Annotated in this window: 19 protein-coding genes; 6 read left to right on the top strand and 13 right to left on the bottom strand. The window is 74.3% G+C overall.

Features of this window, described 5'->3' with window-relative positions; translation table 11 throughout:
- The first annotated feature begins 284 nt into the window (after positions 1-284).
- Positions 285-593: a hypothetical protein gene (locus BUS84_RS09115; RefSeq protein WP_074310495.1), complete on the top strand. Its 309-nt coding sequence runs from the start codon at positions 285-287 to the stop codon at positions 591-593.
- A 22-nt stretch (positions 594-615) separates the two neighbouring features.
- Here the strand turns inward: BUS84_RS09115 and BUS84_RS09110 are convergent, their stop codons facing one another.
- The 8 genes from BUS84_RS09110 to BUS84_RS09075 form a co-directional block, all read right to left on the bottom strand.
- Positions 616-1,098 (bottom strand): phage tail protein, encoded by a 483-nt coding sequence (locus BUS84_RS09110; RefSeq protein ID WP_074310493.1) that lies wholly within the window; start codon positions 1,096-1,098, stop codon positions 616-618.
- 1 nt (position 1,099) lies between these two features.
- On the bottom strand, positions 1,100-2,365 hold the full coding sequence (locus BUS84_RS09105) for a phage tail sheath family protein (protein WP_074310491.1): 1,266 nt from the start codon (positions 2,363-2,365) through the stop codon (positions 1,100-1,102).
- Between the two features lie 23 nt (positions 2,366-2,388).
- Positions 2,389-3,087, bottom strand: a complete 699-nt coding sequence (locus BUS84_RS09100) for a carboxypeptidase-like regulatory domain-containing protein (RefSeq protein ID WP_074310489.1) — start codon at positions 3,085-3,087, stop codon at positions 2,389-2,391.
- Entirely contained in the window at positions 3,084-3,692 is a 609-nt protein-coding gene (locus BUS84_RS09095; protein WP_074310487.1) for a glycine zipper family protein, read from the bottom strand. The genes BUS84_RS09100 and BUS84_RS09095 overlap by 4 nt, the downstream gene beginning before the upstream one ends.
- Before the next feature lie 12 nt (positions 3,693-3,704).
- Positions 3,705-4,049 carry a hypothetical protein gene (locus BUS84_RS09090; protein WP_074310485.1) on the bottom strand — a complete coding sequence of 115 codons (345 nt, stop codon included), beginning with the start codon at positions 4,047-4,049 and terminating at the stop codon, positions 3,705-3,707.
- A 142-nt stretch (positions 4,050-4,191) separates the two neighbouring features.
- Positions 4,192-5,121, bottom strand: coding sequence for an LppM family (lipo)protein (locus BUS84_RS09085; protein ID WP_244298444.1), 930 nt, complete (start codon positions 5,119-5,121; stop codon positions 4,192-4,194).
- A gap of 135 nt (positions 5,122-5,256) precedes the next feature.
- A complete protein-coding gene (locus tag BUS84_RS09080) occupies positions 5,257-5,985 on the bottom strand; it encodes a hypothetical protein (RefSeq protein WP_143728298.1) in 729 nt (242 codons plus the stop codon).
- A complete protein-coding gene (locus tag BUS84_RS09075) occupies positions 5,967-6,545 on the bottom strand; it encodes a hypothetical protein (protein WP_074310481.1) in 579 nt (192 codons plus the stop codon). Before BUS84_RS09075 ends, BUS84_RS09080 begins: the two co-directional genes overlap by 19 nt.
- A gap of 87 nt (positions 6,546-6,632) precedes the next feature.
- On the opposite strand from BUS84_RS09075, the gene BUS84_RS09070 reads away from it, so the two are divergent.
- A complete protein-coding gene (locus BUS84_RS09070) occupies positions 6,633-7,055 on the top strand; it encodes an NUDIX hydrolase (RefSeq protein ID WP_074310479.1) in 423 nt (140 codons plus the stop codon).
- 19 nt (positions 7,056-7,074) lie between these two features.
- Here the strand turns inward: BUS84_RS09070 and BUS84_RS09065 are convergent, their stop codons facing one another.
- A complete protein-coding gene (locus BUS84_RS09065) occupies positions 7,075-8,238 on the bottom strand; it encodes an FAD-dependent oxidoreductase (protein WP_074310477.1) in 1,164 nt (387 codons plus the stop codon).
- Between the two features lie 66 nt (positions 8,239-8,304).
- Between BUS84_RS09065 and BUS84_RS09060 the strand changes: the two genes are divergently transcribed.
- A complete protein-coding gene (locus BUS84_RS09060) occupies positions 8,305-8,934 on the top strand; it encodes a TetR/AcrR family transcriptional regulator (protein ID WP_074310475.1) in 630 nt (209 codons plus the stop codon).
- Positions 8,935-8,946: 12 nt separating this feature from the next.
- Here the strand turns inward: BUS84_RS09060 and BUS84_RS09055 are convergent, their stop codons facing one another.
- Positions 8,947-9,885 carry an AraC family transcriptional regulator gene (locus tag BUS84_RS09055; RefSeq protein WP_074310473.1) on the bottom strand — a complete coding sequence of 313 codons (939 nt, stop codon included), beginning with the start codon at positions 9,883-9,885 and terminating at the stop codon, positions 8,947-8,949.
- Between the two features lie 67 nt (positions 9,886-9,952).
- Here BUS84_RS09055 and BUS84_RS09050 point away from each other — a divergent pair, with 67 nt between their 5' ends.
- Entirely contained in the window at positions 9,953-11,074 is a 1,122-nt protein-coding gene (locus BUS84_RS09050; RefSeq protein ID WP_084757298.1) for an FUSC family protein, read from the top strand.
- A gap of 21 nt (positions 11,075-11,095) precedes the next feature.
- On the opposite strand, the gene BUS84_RS09045 is transcribed toward BUS84_RS09050, so the two are convergent.
- Entirely contained in the window at positions 11,096-11,797 is a 702-nt protein-coding gene (locus tag BUS84_RS09045; protein WP_074312364.1) for an alpha/beta hydrolase, read from the bottom strand.
- 76 nt (positions 11,798-11,873) lie between these two features.
- On the bottom strand, positions 11,874-12,863 hold the full coding sequence (locus tag BUS84_RS09040; RefSeq protein ID WP_074310471.1) for a LacI family DNA-binding transcriptional regulator: 990 nt from the start codon (positions 12,861-12,863) through the stop codon (positions 11,874-11,876).
- Between the two features lie 164 nt (positions 12,864-13,027).
- On the opposite strand from BUS84_RS09040, the gene BUS84_RS09035 reads away from it, so the two are divergent.
- Positions 13,028-14,293, top strand: coding sequence for an MFS transporter (locus tag BUS84_RS09035; protein ID WP_074310469.1), 1,266 nt, complete (start codon positions 13,028-13,030; stop codon positions 14,291-14,293).
- A gap of 73 nt (positions 14,294-14,366) precedes the next feature.
- On the top strand, positions 14,367-15,263 hold the full coding sequence (locus tag BUS84_RS09030; protein WP_074310467.1) for an aldo/keto reductase: 897 nt from the start codon (positions 14,367-14,369) through the stop codon (positions 15,261-15,263).
- On the opposite strand, the gene BUS84_RS09025 is transcribed toward BUS84_RS09030, so the two are convergent.
- Positions 15,256-16,011, bottom strand: a complete 756-nt coding sequence (locus BUS84_RS09025) for a hypothetical protein (RefSeq protein WP_208869556.1) — start codon at positions 16,009-16,011, stop codon at positions 15,256-15,258. The genes BUS84_RS09030 and BUS84_RS09025 overlap by 8 nt on opposite strands.
- Between the last annotated feature and the right edge of the window lie 6 nt (positions 16,012-16,017).

Here is a 16,017-nt window from a genome sequence, read left to right as displayed (position 1 = left end):
CCCGCGTCCGCGGAGCCGGCTGCGTCGATCCTGGCGCCCCGACCGGACGAGCCGCCGCCGCTGCCTGGGTTCACATCGCCGATCCGATCAGCTGCACCATCCGCGCCAAGCACTCCGAACCGGCGCGCCCTCGGCCCGCCGGATGCACCACCCGCAACGGGCACTCCGAACCCGCCCGTATCAGGAACTCCGGACGCGCCATCCGGGCGGCCAGCGCTGGCAGGACCGCCGAACTCGGCAGCGTCATACCCCCCGGACCCACCCGATGGGTCGGCTGTGGGCCGGTGACGGCCCGATCCCTCGGTGGCCCCGCCCGCCCCATCGCCGGCCTCTGCGCGCCGGACGGCGTCCTCGTGGTCGGGCCCGCCGTGGTGTCCGTCCGTACCGTCGCCAGCGGCGTGCCTGGCCGGCGGCCCGTCGAGGTCCAGGTCCTGCAACAGACCGGGGGCGTGTGCGGCGACGAGGTCCAGCCAGTGCTGCGGTGGCTCCCCGAAGCGGCGCGGCGCGGCCGCGCGAACGTCCGACGGCCGGTGCCCGGTCGCGCCGGGGGGTTCGACGCGCCCGGCGAGGCGCTGCACCGCCCCGGCCGCTGAGCGCAGCCGGCCGGCGAGCCAGCTACGCGGGAGTCGGCGCGGTGGCACCGCCGGTCTCCAACTCCAGACCCTCGTAGCGCAGGGTCAGCGATGCGACGGCGATCTCGTGGCTGAGTGTGTTGAGGTGCGCCCCGCGCCACCGGGTGGGCCAGGCGTCGATCAGGTTCCAGCGCAGCACCTCGGCGGTCCCGACGGAGTCCAGCAGCACCACCGAGACGTTGCGGCGGTTGAGGGTGCCCTGGGCCGTGGCGTGCACCCAGTCCCACAGCTCCCGGGACGCGGTGAGCCCGAAGTGCAGCGTCACCGGCTCGTACTCCGCCTGACCCGGCACCATCCGCATCCGGCCCAGGCCGTGCTCCCGGTACGGCTGGCCGGGGATGTTCACCTCCAGCCCGCTCATTTCGGTGAAGTGGCCGTTGGTGACGCCGTTGATGAGCAGCCGGAAGTTGTACGCCCGGTACGGGTCGACCGGGGCACCCGGTTGCGGGGTGGCTGTGGTGGGCATGTCAGCCTCCGATCGTCTCGGTCTCGGTGCCGCCGGCCCACTGGCTCAGCTTGAACACCACGAATTCGGCGGGCTTGACGACGGCGATGCCGATGTGGGCGATCACCATGCCCGCGTCGCGGACCTCCGCCGGGTTGGTCTCCTCGTCGCACTTGACGAAGAACGCCTCCTCGGGGCTGCGCCCGAGCAGCGCGCCGTCGCGCCACACCCGGGTCAGGAACGCCCCGATGTCGCGCCGGATCGAGCGCCAGAGGGTGAAGTCGTTGGGCTCGAAGACCATCCACCGGGTGCCGTTGGCGATGGCCTGCTCGATGGCGATGCTGAGCCGACGCACGTTGAGGTAGCGCCATTCGCTCGCTTCGGCGGCGAGCGTACGGGCGCCCCAGACCCGGATGCCCTCACCGGCGAAGTAGCGGATCACGTTGACGCCCTTGGGGTTCAGCACGTCGTGCTCCGGCCGGGTGACCAGGTAGCCCAGGTCGACGGCGCCGCGGACCGGCTCGTTGGCCGGCGCCTTGTGCACGCCGCGCAGCGCGTCGGTGCGGGCCCAGATGCCGGCCAGGTGACCGCTCGGCGGGGTCAGCTCCAGCTCCCCGCTGATCGGGTCGCGCACGCGCAGCCACGGGTAGTAGAAGGCGCCGAACTCCGACTGCCGGGGCCGGTACGCCGCCCCCTCGTGGCCACCCGAGCCGCCAGGACCGCCGCCGGAACCGCCGCCCGAGCCGCTGGCCGGGCCCCCGCCCGCGCCCTCGGCGGGCTTGGGGGGCTTGCCGGAGGACGGCGTGGCGACCCGGGTCAACGCGGAGATGTCGTCGATGTCGGGCGCCGGGTCGCAGATCGCCACCATGGTGCGGGTCCGCTCGGCCATGCTCAGCAGCGCCTCGTGCGCGACGACGTCGTGGAAGCCGGGCGCGGCGATGATGGAGATCTCGTCGATCGCCTCCAGCAGTTGCAGGCCGCCGCGCCGCTGCCCGGTGCCGCTGATCGCGCCGCCCTCACCGACGTTGACCACCCAGCAGCGGGCGCCGCCGTTGTCCAGGAAGCCGAAGACCGCCCGGGCCAGCGCGGTGCTCTCCGCCTGCTCCCCGCCGGCGTAGAGCCGCAGGAACTCGGTCCAGTTGTTGACCGGCACCGCCTTACCCAGTTGGGCGGAGCGGTCCGGGGCGACGCCGACGAAGGCGGCGATGCTGGTGCTCGCCGGTCCGATCGGTCGGGCGCCGCTGGGGACCTCCTCGACGTAGATGCCGGGGGAGAAGTAGCTGGGCATCGGTCCTCCTGTGCGGGTGGGCGTCAGTGGGTCGGTGGCGCGCAGACGATGACGATGTCGGGTTCGGCGGGGTCGACCTCGGCGGTGAGCACGAGCCCGCGCCCGGTCAGCCGGAGCCGGACCGGGCCCGGGCGCTCGGGGTCGTGCGGTACACCGACGATCAGGAACCGGCCGTCGGGGTCGGTGCGGGTGACGGACGACGTGCCGGGCAGCTCGACCCGCATCGCGGCGAGGGGTTGCTCCTCGGGGCCGACCACCCGGCCGGTGAGCGTGCGCAGCTCCAGTTGCCGCAGCCGCAGCGGTTGCAGCACCGGCGGCGCGGCCGGGGTCGGGTGGTCCACCTGCGCCGGCACGTCGATCAGCAGCCCGGGGCGTGGCGCGGTGCCGAACGCGGTCCACAGCGGCGCCTCCCCGGCCTCCAGCACCACCGGGTAGCGACCGTCGCGGGTCGCGGCGGTGAGCACCCGGTCCAGCCGGGGCAGCCCGGCCGGACCGGTCACGCAGAGCAGGTAGCGGACCGTGAACCGGTACGGCTCGCGGACCGCGCCGCTGGAGCGGGTCTGCCGCGCCGAACGCAGCTCCATCGGCCAGAGGGTGAGCCCGGCGGCGTCGCCGTCGGTACGGGGCGGGCCGACCGGGACGGTTTCCCCCGCCGCGCTGGTCAGCCAGGCGGCCAACTCGGCGGTCGCCGTCTCGATCGGTCCGCGCCCGTCGGTGCTCATCGCGGTGGCGTCCCCTGAATCCGGTACGCGATGGCCTCGTTCCACACGTGCGGGTAGACGCCGATCTCGAAGTAGCGGGTGAACCGGTTGATCGGCGCGTTGGTGTGGTCGTGGTAGAGCAGCCACACCGGTGCGATGGTGAACAGCACGTAGTTCGCCAGCACCAGTGGGATGTAGAGCGGGCCGAGCAGGCGGCCCTGGAAGATGTGCACGTCCTCGTGCCGCTGGATGCCCGGGCTGGAGCCGGCGCAGACGGTGCCGATGGTGGTGGCGTAGCGGGGCGAGACACCCTCCACCAGGCTGACCCGGCCGCTGCCCTGCGAGGTGGGCCGATCCAGCGAGTGCCCGAAGAGCAGGTGCACGGCCAGGTAGATGGCACCGACGACCGTGTTCAGCAGGCTCCAGGTGTGGTCGACGATGAAGAGGAAGATGCCGCGGGTATCCGATGCGTCCACCCCGGCGGAGGCCGTCGCCCAGCCGAAGACCGCGCCGACCAGCAGGCCCACGACGGCGCCGATCAGCAGCCCGATCGGGCCGCCGGCCAGGAGGCCGAGCAGGGCGCCGAAGCCGACCTGGACCGCCGCGCTGATGATTCCGAAGACCATGACGTCACCCCTTCAGACCCAGGACCGGAAGACACGGGGCTCGCGACCCTGCGCGACCTGGGTCGGCGACGGCTGGGTCGCCTGCCGGTTGCCGGGCGGGAACTGGTTGACGCCGAGCGCGGCGGAGAAGATCACCAGTGCGTTGAAGAACGCGATGATCCACTTTTCGCCGCCGGCGTCGTCGGCGAACGCCGCGGTCACGTAGGACAGCAGGAGCGCGATGCCGATGGCGATCCACTTGCGGATCTTGTCGCCGCTGGGGCCGATCAGCCCGCCGATGACGTTGGTGGCCAGCAGGGTGGCGGCGCTTGCGCCGGCGAGGCTGCCCAGGGCGGCCCAGGTGAAGAGATCGTTCACGGCGATCCCCCTTTTCTGCGATGGTGCGACCGGGATGTGGTGGTGAGGTCCGGTGCTCCCGGGTGGGAGCACCGGGGCCGGTCGCCGTCGTGGCCGGGCGGCCGGGGCAGGGCGTGGCCGGCAGGGCCGGCCACCGGATGGATCAGCCGGGCCCGGGCGCGCCGGCGGGCGGGCCCGGCGAGGTCGGTCCCGTTGCGGTCGCGCCCGGTGCGGCGGGCGCCGCCGGGCGGCGGCGACGCAGCAGGAGTACGCCCACCGCGGCGAGCAGCAGCAGGAGGAGCAGCCCGCCGACGATCAGCAGCCAGGGGAACCCGCCTCCGTCGGCGGCGGCGACCGGCGAGGCCGACGGTCGGGGCGGTGCCTCGGCGACGGCCCGCAGCTCGATCGGCTTGTCCTGGTTGGAGTTCACCTTCCAGCTGACCGACCGGCCGTTGACGGTGCCATTGGTGTCGATCACTCGGCCGGGAAATGTCACCGAGATCTCGAACGACATCAGCTTGAGGAATGCCTGCTGGTTTTGCGGATTCTGTTCGGCTGCTTTTCTGCCGTATTTCGTCGGATCGAGCGGCAGCGTGAAGCGGTAGAAATCGTTGTCCCGGACCAGTTTCATGCTCTCGCGGTCGAAGGTCGTCAGTGGTGCCTTGCGGTAACTGATCTGGGTGCCGAAGAGATTGCCGTCCTCGTAGCCGGTCTCCTCGCCGGGCGGCAGCGCGGGGATGTTCTGGCGCAACTCGGCGATGGCCGCCGGGATATTCTTGTTCAAGGCGACCAGCCGGGACCTGTGAGCAGTCAGCAGCAGCTGCCCGTCGACTGTGTCGTCGGTGTTGACGGTGAGCCCCATGTTGAGTTGAGCGGCCCAGAATCGGGTGAACACGGGTCGTTCCAGTCCCGGAAATACTGGTACGACGATATCGGGCGTTGGCGGTGCGTGCCGGACGAGAACGCTGCGCCCTCGACCGTCCTGAATGCAGCCGCTCAGAACGGCGAGAAGGAGGAGACACACCGCGACGCGGAGTGCCCTACCGCGGTTGACTCTCCTGTTCATGCGCTCAGTGTGTGTGATCGCATTCACACGAGCAGTCGGCGATCAGTCACAACGCGGTCGCCGATATTACCGGTGTGCTGTCATGTTCGGCCGAGGCCGGCGCCGGCACAAATGACTACTCTGGAGTTTTGGGCTCAACGCGATTTTTCACGCGCCTCGGCGCTACATCTGGCTGCGCAGGCTGCTCATGATCTTTTCCGCGGTTGCCCGGTCGGCGGGCCGGTTCGTCACGCGGGCCGCCACGTAGAGGGTCTGGCCCGGGGAGCCCGGTCCCAGCAGTCCGGCCGGCGCCGCCCAGACGTGCTCCATCAGGTGCAGGGCCGGGCCGTTCAGCTGATCCGGTGCGATCGAGCCGTCGGCGAGCCAGGTGGTGTCGTCGACTGCCCGGGTGGGCCGGTCCACGAAGGGCGGCCGTAACCGGGCTCTCGCCTGGGCGTCGCACAGCTGCGGGCACGGTGCGAGCAGCACGCGCAGCGAGGTCCCCTTGCCGGTGGTGTCCCGGGACCCCTCGGAGCACTCCCACTCGGCGGTCGACGCGGTGCCGGTGCCGGCAAGACTGAACACCAGGCAACGCCACTCGGTGCCCCGGGGTACCAGCACCGCGACCGGCGGCCCCGGCTCGCCGAGGGGCGTCGCCTCGCCCGGGGCGAACTGCGCGCCGACAGGCGATCCGGTGGACGACGGCAGTTGCCGCGGCGTCGACAGTGGATAGTGGGGTGCCACCGGCAACGGGGGTATCGGTACCGGCTCGACCAACCGGTCCACGACCGTGGTCTGGGCGCGCTCCACCGGTGTGGCGGCAACCTTGCCCAGGGCGTAGCCGCCCAGGAAGAGGGTGACGGCGACGAGCACCAGCACGGGGTCCGACTCGCTCAGCATCTTGCGTGGCATCGCGCGGCCACCTCCTGCGCCAAACTCCGCACGGCCTCGAAAATGGCATCCCGGGACGCGTAGGGCGTGTCCAGTTCGGCCACGATCGCGACCGTGCCGACCCGAGCCGTGACCTGTGCCGACTGCCGCCCGTCGTTGCCGGTGCGGCCGTACTCGTAGGACTCGTCGCCGATCCGGACCGGCGTCGGACGTGGTCGGCAGATCATGCATCTCCAGGCGCGCGCTTCGTCGCGGGCCCGTTGCACCGCGGACTCGCCCTCCGCCCGGGTGAGGCGGTGGTAACCGAACCAGAGCTCCACCTCGGCCCGGTCGTCGCCCGCACCCACCGATCCGGAGTATACGCACCAGATGTATCCCCCGTTGCCGGGCTCGATCGTCGGCGGCGACGCCTCGGGCACCAGCCGGGCGATCGTCTCGGGGCGGACGAGACTGCAGACGTCGACGGCGGGGGGCCGGCTCGGCACGTCGGCGGTCAACGTCTGCCAGCCGAACAGGCCCATCCCGACGGTGCCGCCGACGATGAGCGCGTTGCGCAGTCGGTAACCGATTCGCCACCGCATATCATCCGAGGGTAGGGCGTGTCCACCCCACTGCCGACGCGTCAGCGCCTACCCGACAGTGTCACCCGCCCGGCCTAGGCTCCGGAAATGATCGTGATCGCGTGTGTGCTGCTGGTGGATTCCGATGGACGACTGTTGCTGCAACTGCGCGACGGCAACGCCCGCTACCACCCCAACGTGTGGGGGTTGCCCGGCGGGCACGCCGAGGCAGGGGAGACGCCGGAGCAGACCGCCGAGCGGGAGCTGTGGGAGGAGACCGGCCTGCGCGCCGACGGCCCGCTGCGCCCGTACGCGGTGCAGCCGCTGCCGGAGCTGGGGCGGGTCAAGCACTACTTCATCGGCGGCACCGGGGCCCGCCAGGAGGACGTGGTGCTCGGCGAGGGGGCGGCGATGGTCTTCGTGCCCCGCGGCGAGGTGCTCGACGGCCGCCCCTACACACCGGGCACCGTCGAGGTGCTGACCCGGTTCCTCGCCGCAACCGGGTACGCCGGCACGGCCACCGCCGGCTGAGACGACCGCCGGGACCGGCTCAGCCCGCTGGAGGCCGCCAGTCGGCGTAGCGGGCCATCCCGCGAAGTGCCGCCCGGGCCGGGGTGAGCCGCAACGCGGCGTCCCGCACCGCCACGGCGACAGGGTTGCGGAGCTGCTGGCCGTACCGGCCGGCGCGGAAGGCGGCCCGGGCGAGAGCCTGGCTGCGGGGGCGACGCAGTCGGTCGTACTCCGCCAGGGCGGCCGGCAGCCCGTCGAGGCCGCCTCTGCAGACCGCACCGAGCACCACCGCGTCCTCGATGGCCTGGCCGGCGCCCTGCCCGAGGTTGGGCGTCATCGCGTGTGCGGCGTCGCCGAGCAGGACCACGCGCCCCCGCACGTACGAGGGGAGCGGGGTGGCCAGGTGGTAGATGTCGTTGCGCAGTACGACCCCGGGTGGGGTCGCCGCCAGCAGCTCCGGGATGGGGGCGTGCCAGTCGCCGAAGCGCTCCCGGACGGCGGCCAGCTCGTCCGGGGCGTGGCCGCCGGGCGGGGCGGTGAGCGCGGCGTACCAGTAGACCTGACCGGCGCCGAGCGGCACCATGCCGAACTCGGCCGCCGGACCCCAGCTGATCGCCGCCGGCACCGGCTCGGGGAACGCGATGGCGGCCCGCCAAGCAGTCGAGCCCGCGTACGCCGGGGCGGGGGTCTGCGGCCAGAGCTGGGCGCGCAGCCGGCTGCGCAGGCCGTCGGCGCCGACCACCAGGTCGGCGGTGAGCGTCCGCCGGCCGTCGGGCGTCCGGTAGCGCACGTCGGCGCGCTCCGGGCCGGGCTCGACGTGCTCCACCTCGGCCCGGGTCCGCAGCGACGAGGCCGGCAGCGCCTCGCGCAGGATGCGGTGCAGGGTGGCCCGGTGCACGCCGAGCGCCGTGGTGCCCAGCTGGCGGGTCATCTCCGCTCCGTCCACCCTGGACAGCCACCGGCCGTGCCGGTCGCGGATCCCGCCGGGCGCCTCGGCGTGCTCGCCTTCGAGGACGGCCGGGCCGAGACCGAGCGCGTCCAGCGCGCGCAGCGCGTTCGCCATCAGGGTGAGCCCGGCGCCGACCTCGCGCAGCTCGGCGGCGCGCTCCAGGACGGTGACCCGCCATCCGTGTCGGTGCAGGGCGAGCGCCGCGCTCAGCCCGCCGATCCCGGCGCCGACCACCACCGCGTGCGGGTCGTCCATGTCGACCGCCTTTCTACAGCTGTAGAAGGGTGATACTACTGCGGACCATCGGAAAGGGGGAGGTGCGTGACGGCCCGGACGAACCGGATCGCGCTGCTGGCCGACGCGGCCATCGAGCTGATCGCCGACGGCGGCATGCGAGCGCTGACGCACCGGGCGGTGGACGGCCGCGCCGACATGCCGCCCGGCACCACCTCCGCGTACCTGCGGACCCGGCAGGCGCTGATCGAGGCGGTGGTGGAACGGCTCGCCGAACGGGATCGCGCCGACCTGGCGGCGTACGACCTGCCGACCGGCACGCCACCACCGGCGCCGGGTCCCCGGCTCGACGGCGACGACCTCGACCGGCTCGCCGCCGGCGTCGCCCAGGTGCTCGACCGCTGGCTGAGCACCGGACGCAGCCGGACGCTGGCCCGCTACGCCTGCCTGCTGGAGGCCGTGCACCGTCCCGAGCTGCGCGGCATCCTGCACCACGGCACCGGCCTGCGGGTCCAGGCCCGCGACCTGCTGACCCGGGCCGGCGCCACCGACCCGCACCGGCAGGGCGACCAGTTCGTCGCGTTCGTGGACGGGCTGCTCTTCGACCGGCTGGTCGGCGCCGGCGCGCTCACCGCCCCGGAGCCCGGCAGCCCGGCCAGCCGGGCCGACCTGACCGCCGCCGTCCGCACGCTGCTGCACGCCCTGACCGGGAGCTGACCCCGCCGGCGATCAGTCGACGGTGGCGCCGACCCGGTGCTGGCTCGGGCTGATCCCGCGGACCCGACGAAACGCGGTGCTCAGCGCGAACGGGCTGGCGTAGCCGACCCGGCGGGCCACCGCGCCCAGCGTCGCGTCCGGTTCGCGCAACAGGTCCGCGGCGAGGGCCAGCCGCCACCCGGTCAGGTACGCCATCGGGGGCTCACCGACCAGGTCGGTGAACCGGCGGGCCAGCACCGCCCGGGAGACGCCCACCTCGGCGGCGAGCGCGGCGACCGTCCACGGTCGGGCCGGGTCGTTCTCCAGCAGCCGCATTGCCGGGCCGACCACCGGGTCGCCGGCCGCCCGGTACCAGCCCGGCGCCGCGTCCGGGCGGCCGAACCAGGCGCGCAGCGCGCCGATCAGCAGCAGGTCCAGCAGCCGGTCCAGGACCGCCGCCTGGCCGGGCGCGTCCCGGGCCACCTCCTGCGCCAGCAGCGGGACCAGCGGGCTGCGCCACTCGTCGGCGGGCACCACCAGCAGCGGCGGCAGCGCGGTGAGCAGCCGCCGGCTCACCTCGCCGGGCAGCTGGTACGTGCCGGTCAGCAGCACGGTCGACCCGTGTGGGCCGGTGCCCCAGGTGCGTACGCCCAGCGCCATCGACTCGGTCAGTGGCTCGCCGCGCAGGGTGGTGCAGCGCTGACCGGGATGGATCACCACCTGCGGTGGGGTGGCCGGATCGTCGGCGACGAGGTAACCGTCCGGCCCGCGCAGCACCGCCACGTCGCCGGGGCGCAGCGCCGCCGAGGCGGCGTCGTCCGGTACGAGCCAGGCGGTGCCGCTGACCAGCGCCACGACGGTCAGCGGCGCTCGGTCCTCGATCCGTAGCGCGTACGGCGGCTCGAGTACCGAGCGGAGCAGGAAGGCGCCCCGGGCCCGGGGGCCGTCGAGCAGCCCGGTGAGGGGGTCCACCGCGCGATGGTAGACGATCGCGAGGGGACTCGCGGTGCCGGTGACGTGGTGCGGAAGGTGGGCGAAGGTGCGGTTCAGGGGACTGCGGGTCGCCGGTGACCGGCTGCGCCGGGACTGGCGGCCGGTGCTGGAGACGACTCTCGCGGCGACCGTGGCCTGGCTGCTCGCCACCCGGCTGGTCGGGCACCCGCAGCCCTTCTTCGCCCCGGCGGCGGCGCTCATCGTCCTCGGCCAGGCCCGGGGACAACGGATCCGGCGGGCCGTCGAGGTCGTCCTCGGTGTCGCCGCCGGCGTGCTGGTGGCGGACCTGGTGGTGCAGGCGCTGGGCACGGGCAGCACCTGGACGGTGTTCACCGTCATCCTGCTCACCGTCCTGCTCTCGGCGGCCTTCGGCGCCACCGGCGTGACGTTGGTGCAGGCCGCGGTCTCCGCGCTCTACCTGGTGGTGGTCGCACCGCCGGACGGGTCGCTGGTGCCGTTCCGCTTCGTCGACGCGCTGATCGGCGGCGCGGTCGCGCTCGCCGTCAGTCTGCTCGTCGACGCCCGGCACCCGCTGGCCCCGCTGGTCGCCGAGGTACGCCGGACCTTCGACGAGCTGGCCGGACTGCTGGGCGGGATCGCCGATGCGCTGGATCGCCGCGACGAGCCCGGGGCGGTCGCCGCGCTGACCCGGGCGCGCGGCATGGACGCCCGGGTCGACGGGCTGCGCGACGGGGTGCTCGCGGCCGGCGAGGCGCTGCGGCTCAACGTGCGCCGGCGCCGGCACATCGGCCGGCTGCGGTCGGTGGACGAGTCGATCCGGCAGATCGACTACGCGGTACGCAACGTCCGGGTGCTGGCCCGCGCCGGGGTGACACTCAGCCGGCTGCAATCCCCGGCGCCCCCCGAGCTGGGCGCGGCCCTCCGTGCGCTGGCCGAGGCGGTCCGGGAGGCCGGTGCGGCCCTCGCGGCCGACCTGGACGGGCAGGACGAGGCAGCCGACCGGCACGCCGACCGGGCGAACGAGGCGGCGCTGGCCGCCGTGCACACCGCCGGACAGCTCTTCGGGCCGACCCAGACCCTCCCGCTCGCCATGATCATCGGCCAGGTCCGGGCCACGGCCATCGACCTGTTGCGCGGCGTCAACCCCGACGACGACGTCGCCGTCCTCACCCGGGTGGACGACGCCCTCGGCCTTCCCCCGCTCTGACCCGCACCCGGGCGGTCGGGCTCAGGTGGTCAGCCAGGCGGTGGCGGACTCCCGTATCGGGGTGGGAATTTCGTGGCCGCCGGGGAACTCCTCGTAGGTGACGTCGTAGCCGAGGTCGTGCAGGTGCGGGACGAGCCGGCGGCTGCACACGTCGATCGGCAGGACGCGGTCGTCCACCCCGTGCGAGACGAAGATCCGTGGCCGGCCCTGGGTCGCCAGCGGCGCGGCGAAACCGGGGGAGAAGGCCAGCACCGCGTCGACCAGGTCGCCGTTGGTCAGGCCGAGCGAGAGCGCGTACGAGGCGCCGTCGGAGAACCCGCCGAACGTCACGTCGCGTACCGGGTAGCCGTCGAAGACGTTGGCCAGCAGCCCGTCGATGCGCCGCACGTCCACCCCGAAGCCCCCGGCGATCAGGTCCCAGCTGCTGGCGGCCGCCTGCGGGGCGACCAGCAGCAGGTGGTGTGCGTCGGCGACCGGCAGCAGCAGGTCCAGGCCCTGCCGCGCGGAGCCGCCCGCCCCGTGCAGCAGCACCACCAGCCGGTACGCGGCGTCGTCGGCGGCGGGCTCCGGGGCGTACACCATCGCCAACAGCCCACCGCCGGGGGCGCTCAGCGGCATCAGCCCGGCGGGCGCCGGCGCCACCGGCGGGTGGGCGCGGGCGGTCAACCGGCCGTGCCGGGAGTCGTTCCCCTGCTCACGGTCTGGCGGCGTGGGGTCGGACACGGTCACGGCTCCTCGCTGTCGGCGGGGTGTGCGCCGCGGTTACCCGGCCCGCCGCAGGTTAACCGTCGGCAGCGGGTCAGGCGCTGTCGCGGGCCACCAGGACGGACGGGAAGAGGGTCACCGGCGCGGCCGGGCGCCGGTCCAGCACAGCCGTGGCCGCGGCGGCGGCGATCCGGCCCACCGGGTGGCTCGCGGTGGTCAGCGCGGGGGCGGTCATCCCGGCCAGCGGAATGTCGTCGAAGCCGGCCACCGCGACGTCGCCGGGCACCCGCACCCCACCGTCGCGCAGCGCCGCGATCACCCCGAGCGCGGTCTCGTCGCTGATCGCGTAGACCGCGTCGAGGTCCGGCCAGCGGCGCAACGCCTCGCCGGCCGCCGCGCGGCCGCTCGCCGCGGTGAAGTCCCCGGGCAGCACCCGCTCCGGCAGCCCCGCCTGGCGCATCAGCCGGCGGTACGCCTGCACCGGCCGTTGGGAGCACGGCAGCCAGCGGGGGCCGGTCACCATGGCGATCCGGCGGCGACCGCTGGCGTACACGTGGCGCAGCACCTCGTCGGCGCCGGCGCCGTTGTCGACGTCGAACGACGGGACGGTGGCCGAGCCGATGCCGATCGAGGCGATTCGGCCGCGCAGCGACCGCGGCACGGCGTCCAGCAGCTCTTCGGTGGTGTTCACCAGCACCACCCCGCACACGCTGCCGTCGCCGGCGAGCTGGTCCAGGCTGTTCGGCTCGTTCAGCGGGAGCCAGTGCAGCGCCACCCCGATGGCGGCCGGCGCGCAGACCCGGGCCGCCGAGCCGACCACCCGGTGCACGTACGGGTCGTCCAGCACCGCCGCGCTGGGCCCGGCGACCGCGACCACCAGCCGTACGCCGCCGCCGCGGACCAGTGCCCGGGCGGCCGGGTTGGGCACGTAGCCGAGCCGGTCGGCGGCCGCCGCGACCTGCTCCCGGGCGGCCGGCGAGGCGAACCCGGTCCCGGCGATCACCCGTGAGGCCGTGGACCGGGACACCCCGGCGGCCCGCGCGACGTCCTCCAGCGTGGCCGGTCGGTGTGCCGCTGCCGTCATCGTTGTCTCCCCCCGACCGCCCGTCCGGGCGGACGGACGCCTGTCCGGCATCATGCCCCGCCCGGGTCACCGGCGGTAAGGGGCGGTCACCCCGGTTGTGGTGGAAGCGCTCTCAGGTGTGCGATCGTGCCAGGAGATCACCCCGAGGAAGAGGAACCGTCCCCGTGAGCGCCGCCACCAGTCCGCCCGTCCCCTCGGCCACCGCCCCCGCGCCCTCCCGGGCCGTGCGGACCGCCCGCAACGGCGTGGCCGTCGTGTTCACCCTCAACGGGCTGGCGGTCGGCAGCTGGTTCTCCCGGGTGCCGGCGGTCCGCGAGGCGTTGGACCTCTCCGCCGGCCGGCTCGGGCTGCTGCTGCTCGCGATGAGCGTCGGCGCGCTGCTCGCCATGCCCACCTCCGGCCTGCTCGCCCAGCGTCTCGGCGCGGCCCGCACCGTGACGCTCGCCACCGTGCTGGTCGCGGTCGGCCTGACCGTCGCCGGGCTGGGCGCCACGGTGGCCGGTTCGGTCGTCGTCGTCGCGGTGGGCCTGGCCGCGTTCGGGTACGGCTCCGGCGCCTGCGACGTGGCGATGAATGTCGAGGGCGCGGCGGTGGAGCGGCGCCTGCGGCGTACCGTCATGCCCCGCTTCCACGCGGCCTGGAGCCTCGGTTCGGTGGCGGGCGCGGCGCTCGGGGCCGGGGCGGCCCGGTTCGACCTGCCCGTCGGCACGCATCTCGCCGGTGTGGCGGTGGTGGTGCTGGCCGGCACCGTGCTCGGCGCGCGGGCGTTCCTGCCCCAGCCGGTCGTCGATCAGGCGGAGGGTACGGCGGACGCCGGTCCGCGCGCTCGCCGCCGCGCCCAGCTCGCCGCCTGGCGAGAGCCGCGCACCCTGCTGATCGGGCTCTTCGTGCTGGTGGCGGCCTTCACCGAGGGCAGCGCCAACGACTGGCTGGCGGTGGCCTTCGTCGATGGCCGCGACGTGAGCGAGGCGGCCGGCGCGGCGGTCTTCGGCGTCTTCGTCGTCGGCATGACTCTCGGGCGTACCGCCGGCACGGTCGCGCTGGACCGGTGGGGTCGCGTGCCGGTGCTCACCGGCACCGTCCTGCTCGCCGCGTTCGGCGCGGGCCTGGCCGTGCTGGCCGGCTCGGGGCCGGTGGCCATCGTCGGCGTCGCGCTCTGGGGACTCGGCGCGTCGCTGGGCTTCCCGGTCGGGATGAGCGCGGCGGCCGACGAGGAGGCGCACGCGCCCGTCCGGGTCAGCGTGGTCGCGGTGATCGGCTACACCGCGTTCCTGGGCGGGCCACCGCTGCTGGGGTTGCTCGGCGACCGGGTCGGCATCCTGCACGCGCTGCTGGTGGTGCCGTTGCTGCTGCTGCCGACGCTGGCGCTGGTGCCGGTGCTGCGCCCGCCGGGCGCCGCCGAACCGACCCCGCCAGCACAGAAAAACTAACAAGGAACGCCGCCGAGCGGTATCGGGCGCGCGGCCGACTGCGCCGCGCGCCCCGGCTGGCTACGGTCGCCCGATGCCTACCGACTCGATCACCGCCGCCGCGGCGGGCAGCTGGACCCTTGGTGACCGCGCGGTGCGCCGGATGGGCTTCGGCTCCATGCGGATCACCGCCAATCCGGACCGCGACCGGGCGATCGCCCTGCTGCGCCGCGCCGTGGAGCTGGGTGTCAACCACATCGACACCGCCGCCTTCTACGTCTCGCCCGGCGGGACCCTGGGGGTGGGCACCGGCCCGGCGCGGTACGCCACCGAGCTGATCCGGGCGGCGCTCGCCCCGTACCCCGAGGATCTGGTGATCGTCACCAAGGTCGGCTTCGGGTACGACCCGGTGTCCGGCTTCACCGAAGCGCTCACCCCGGCGCAGTTGCGCGCTCAGGTGGAGGAGAACCTGCGTCGGCTCGGCCTGGACTGCCTGGACGTGGTGAACCTGCGGCACGGCCGGGGGTCCGGCCCGGTGCCGCTCACCGAGCGGTTCGGCGCCCTGGCCGAGCTGCGCGCCGCCGGGCTGATCCGGCACCTCGGGCTCTCCAACATTCGGCCCGAACGGCTGGAGGAGGTGGCGGACATCGCGCCGGTGGTCTGCGTGCAGAACAACTACGGGGTGGACGCCTACCGGGAGCAGGACGAGTTCGTCCGCGTCTGCGGCGAGCGGGGAATCGCCTACGTGCCATTCTTCGCGCTTGCCGGCAGCGGCCGGGAGGCGGGCGCGAGCCCCGAGCAGGGCGAGGCCGTTCGGGCCGTCGCCCGGGCCCACGGCGTCACCCCGCACCAGGTACGCCTGGCCTGGACCCTGCACCAGGGGCCGCACGTGCTGGCCATCCCCGGCACCGGCGACCCGGCGCACCTGACCGCGAACATCGCCGCCGCCGCCCTCCGCCTGACCCCCGAAGACCTGGCCCTCCTCACCTGACCCCGGTTCTGCCTCGGTGTTCATGAAGTTGGCGGCGCGACACGCCGGTGGCGAGGACGCCAACTTCATGATCACCGGGGTTGGGGGGGTGGAGCCAGACGCGGAGGGGGCCCTGTCGGGTGAAGCCCGCCGCCTGGGCTGGGGTCAGATCCGGCCCGGATTCGTAGCCGACCAGCGGTACCCGGGGCACGGTGGCGAGGACGCCGTGCCAGATCTCGCTGGGGTCGACTCCGTGGGCGAAGAGGTTGGAGACCCCGTACACGGTGTCGCCGCTGACCACCGCGCCGCCCACGACCGTGCCCCGGTCGTCGTACCGGGCCAGTATCCGCACCCGCGGATCGGCCAGCAGGGCCGGCCGGAACAGCGTCCCGCCACCGTGCGCCGCCGCCCAGGTGGCGAGTTGCGTCGGCGTGGTGACCGGGGTCAGCGGAGCGCCGGTGGGCGGGTCCAGCGATGGTCCGCGGATCCACTGTGCGTCGAAGAGCACCCGGAAGCCGTACCGGGACAGGTCGAGGTCGGCGAAGCTGTCCTTCACCGAGGCGCCGGGCCCGGCGTCGATCCGGGCCAGCAGGGCGTCGGCGTCGACGCCGGGGCGCAGCGTGACCGCGTCCGGGTACCAGGTGGGGGAGCGGCGGGGAACCGACCAGGCGTAGCCGTCGGTCCGGCCGGCCAGCCCATGGCTGCCGCAGACCACGGCGCACCATTCGGCGTTGTTGCGGGCCGCCGACTCCCGCACGTCCTCGGGCACGCCGCG

The organism is Micromonospora cremea, assembly GCF_900143515.1.
Classification (GTDB): domain Bacteria; phylum Actinomycetota; class Actinomycetes; order Mycobacteriales; family Micromonosporaceae; genus Micromonospora; species Micromonospora cremea.
The sequence above is the reverse complement of the archived record's forward strand: the minus strand, read 5'-3'. Positions and strand labels throughout refer to the sequence as shown.

Coding starts and splice junctions, on each gene's coding strand:
- BUS84_RS09110 (WP_074310493.1), bottom strand. CDS start 1,098: ATGCCCACCACAGCCACCCCGCAACCGGGTGCCCCGGTCGACCCGTAC.
- BUS84_RS09105 (WP_074310491.1), bottom strand. CDS start 2,365: ATGCCCAGCTACTTCTCCCCCGGCATCTACGTCGAGGAGGTCCCCAGC.
- BUS84_RS09100 (WP_074310489.1), bottom strand. CDS start 3,087: ATGAGCACCGACGGGCGCGGACCGATCGAGACGGCGACCGCCGAGTTG.
- BUS84_RS09095 (WP_074310487.1), bottom strand. CDS start 3,692: ATGGTCTTCGGAATCATCAGCGCGGCGGTCCAGGTCGGCTTCGGCGCC.
- BUS84_RS09080 (WP_143728298.1), bottom strand. CDS start 5,985: ATGCCACGCAAGATGCTGAGCGAGTCGGACCCCGTGCTGGTGCTCGTC.
- BUS84_RS09075 (WP_074310481.1), bottom strand. CDS start 6,545: ATGCGGTGGCGAATCGGTTACCGACTGCGCAACGCGCTCATCGTCGGC.
- BUS84_RS09070 (WP_074310479.1), top strand. CDS start 6,633: ATGATCGTGATCGCGTGTGTGCTGCTGGTGGATTCCGATGGACGACTG.
- BUS84_RS09065 (WP_074310477.1), bottom strand. CDS start 8,238: ATGGACGACCCGCACGCGGTGGTGGTCGGCGCCGGGATCGGCGGGCTG.
- BUS84_RS09040 (WP_074310471.1), bottom strand. CDS start 12,863: ATGACGGCAGCGGCACACCGACCGGCCACGCTGGAGGACGTCGCGCGG.
- BUS84_RS09030 (WP_074310467.1), top strand. CDS start 14,367: ATGCCTACCGACTCGATCACCGCCGCCGCGGCGGGCAGCTGGACCCTT.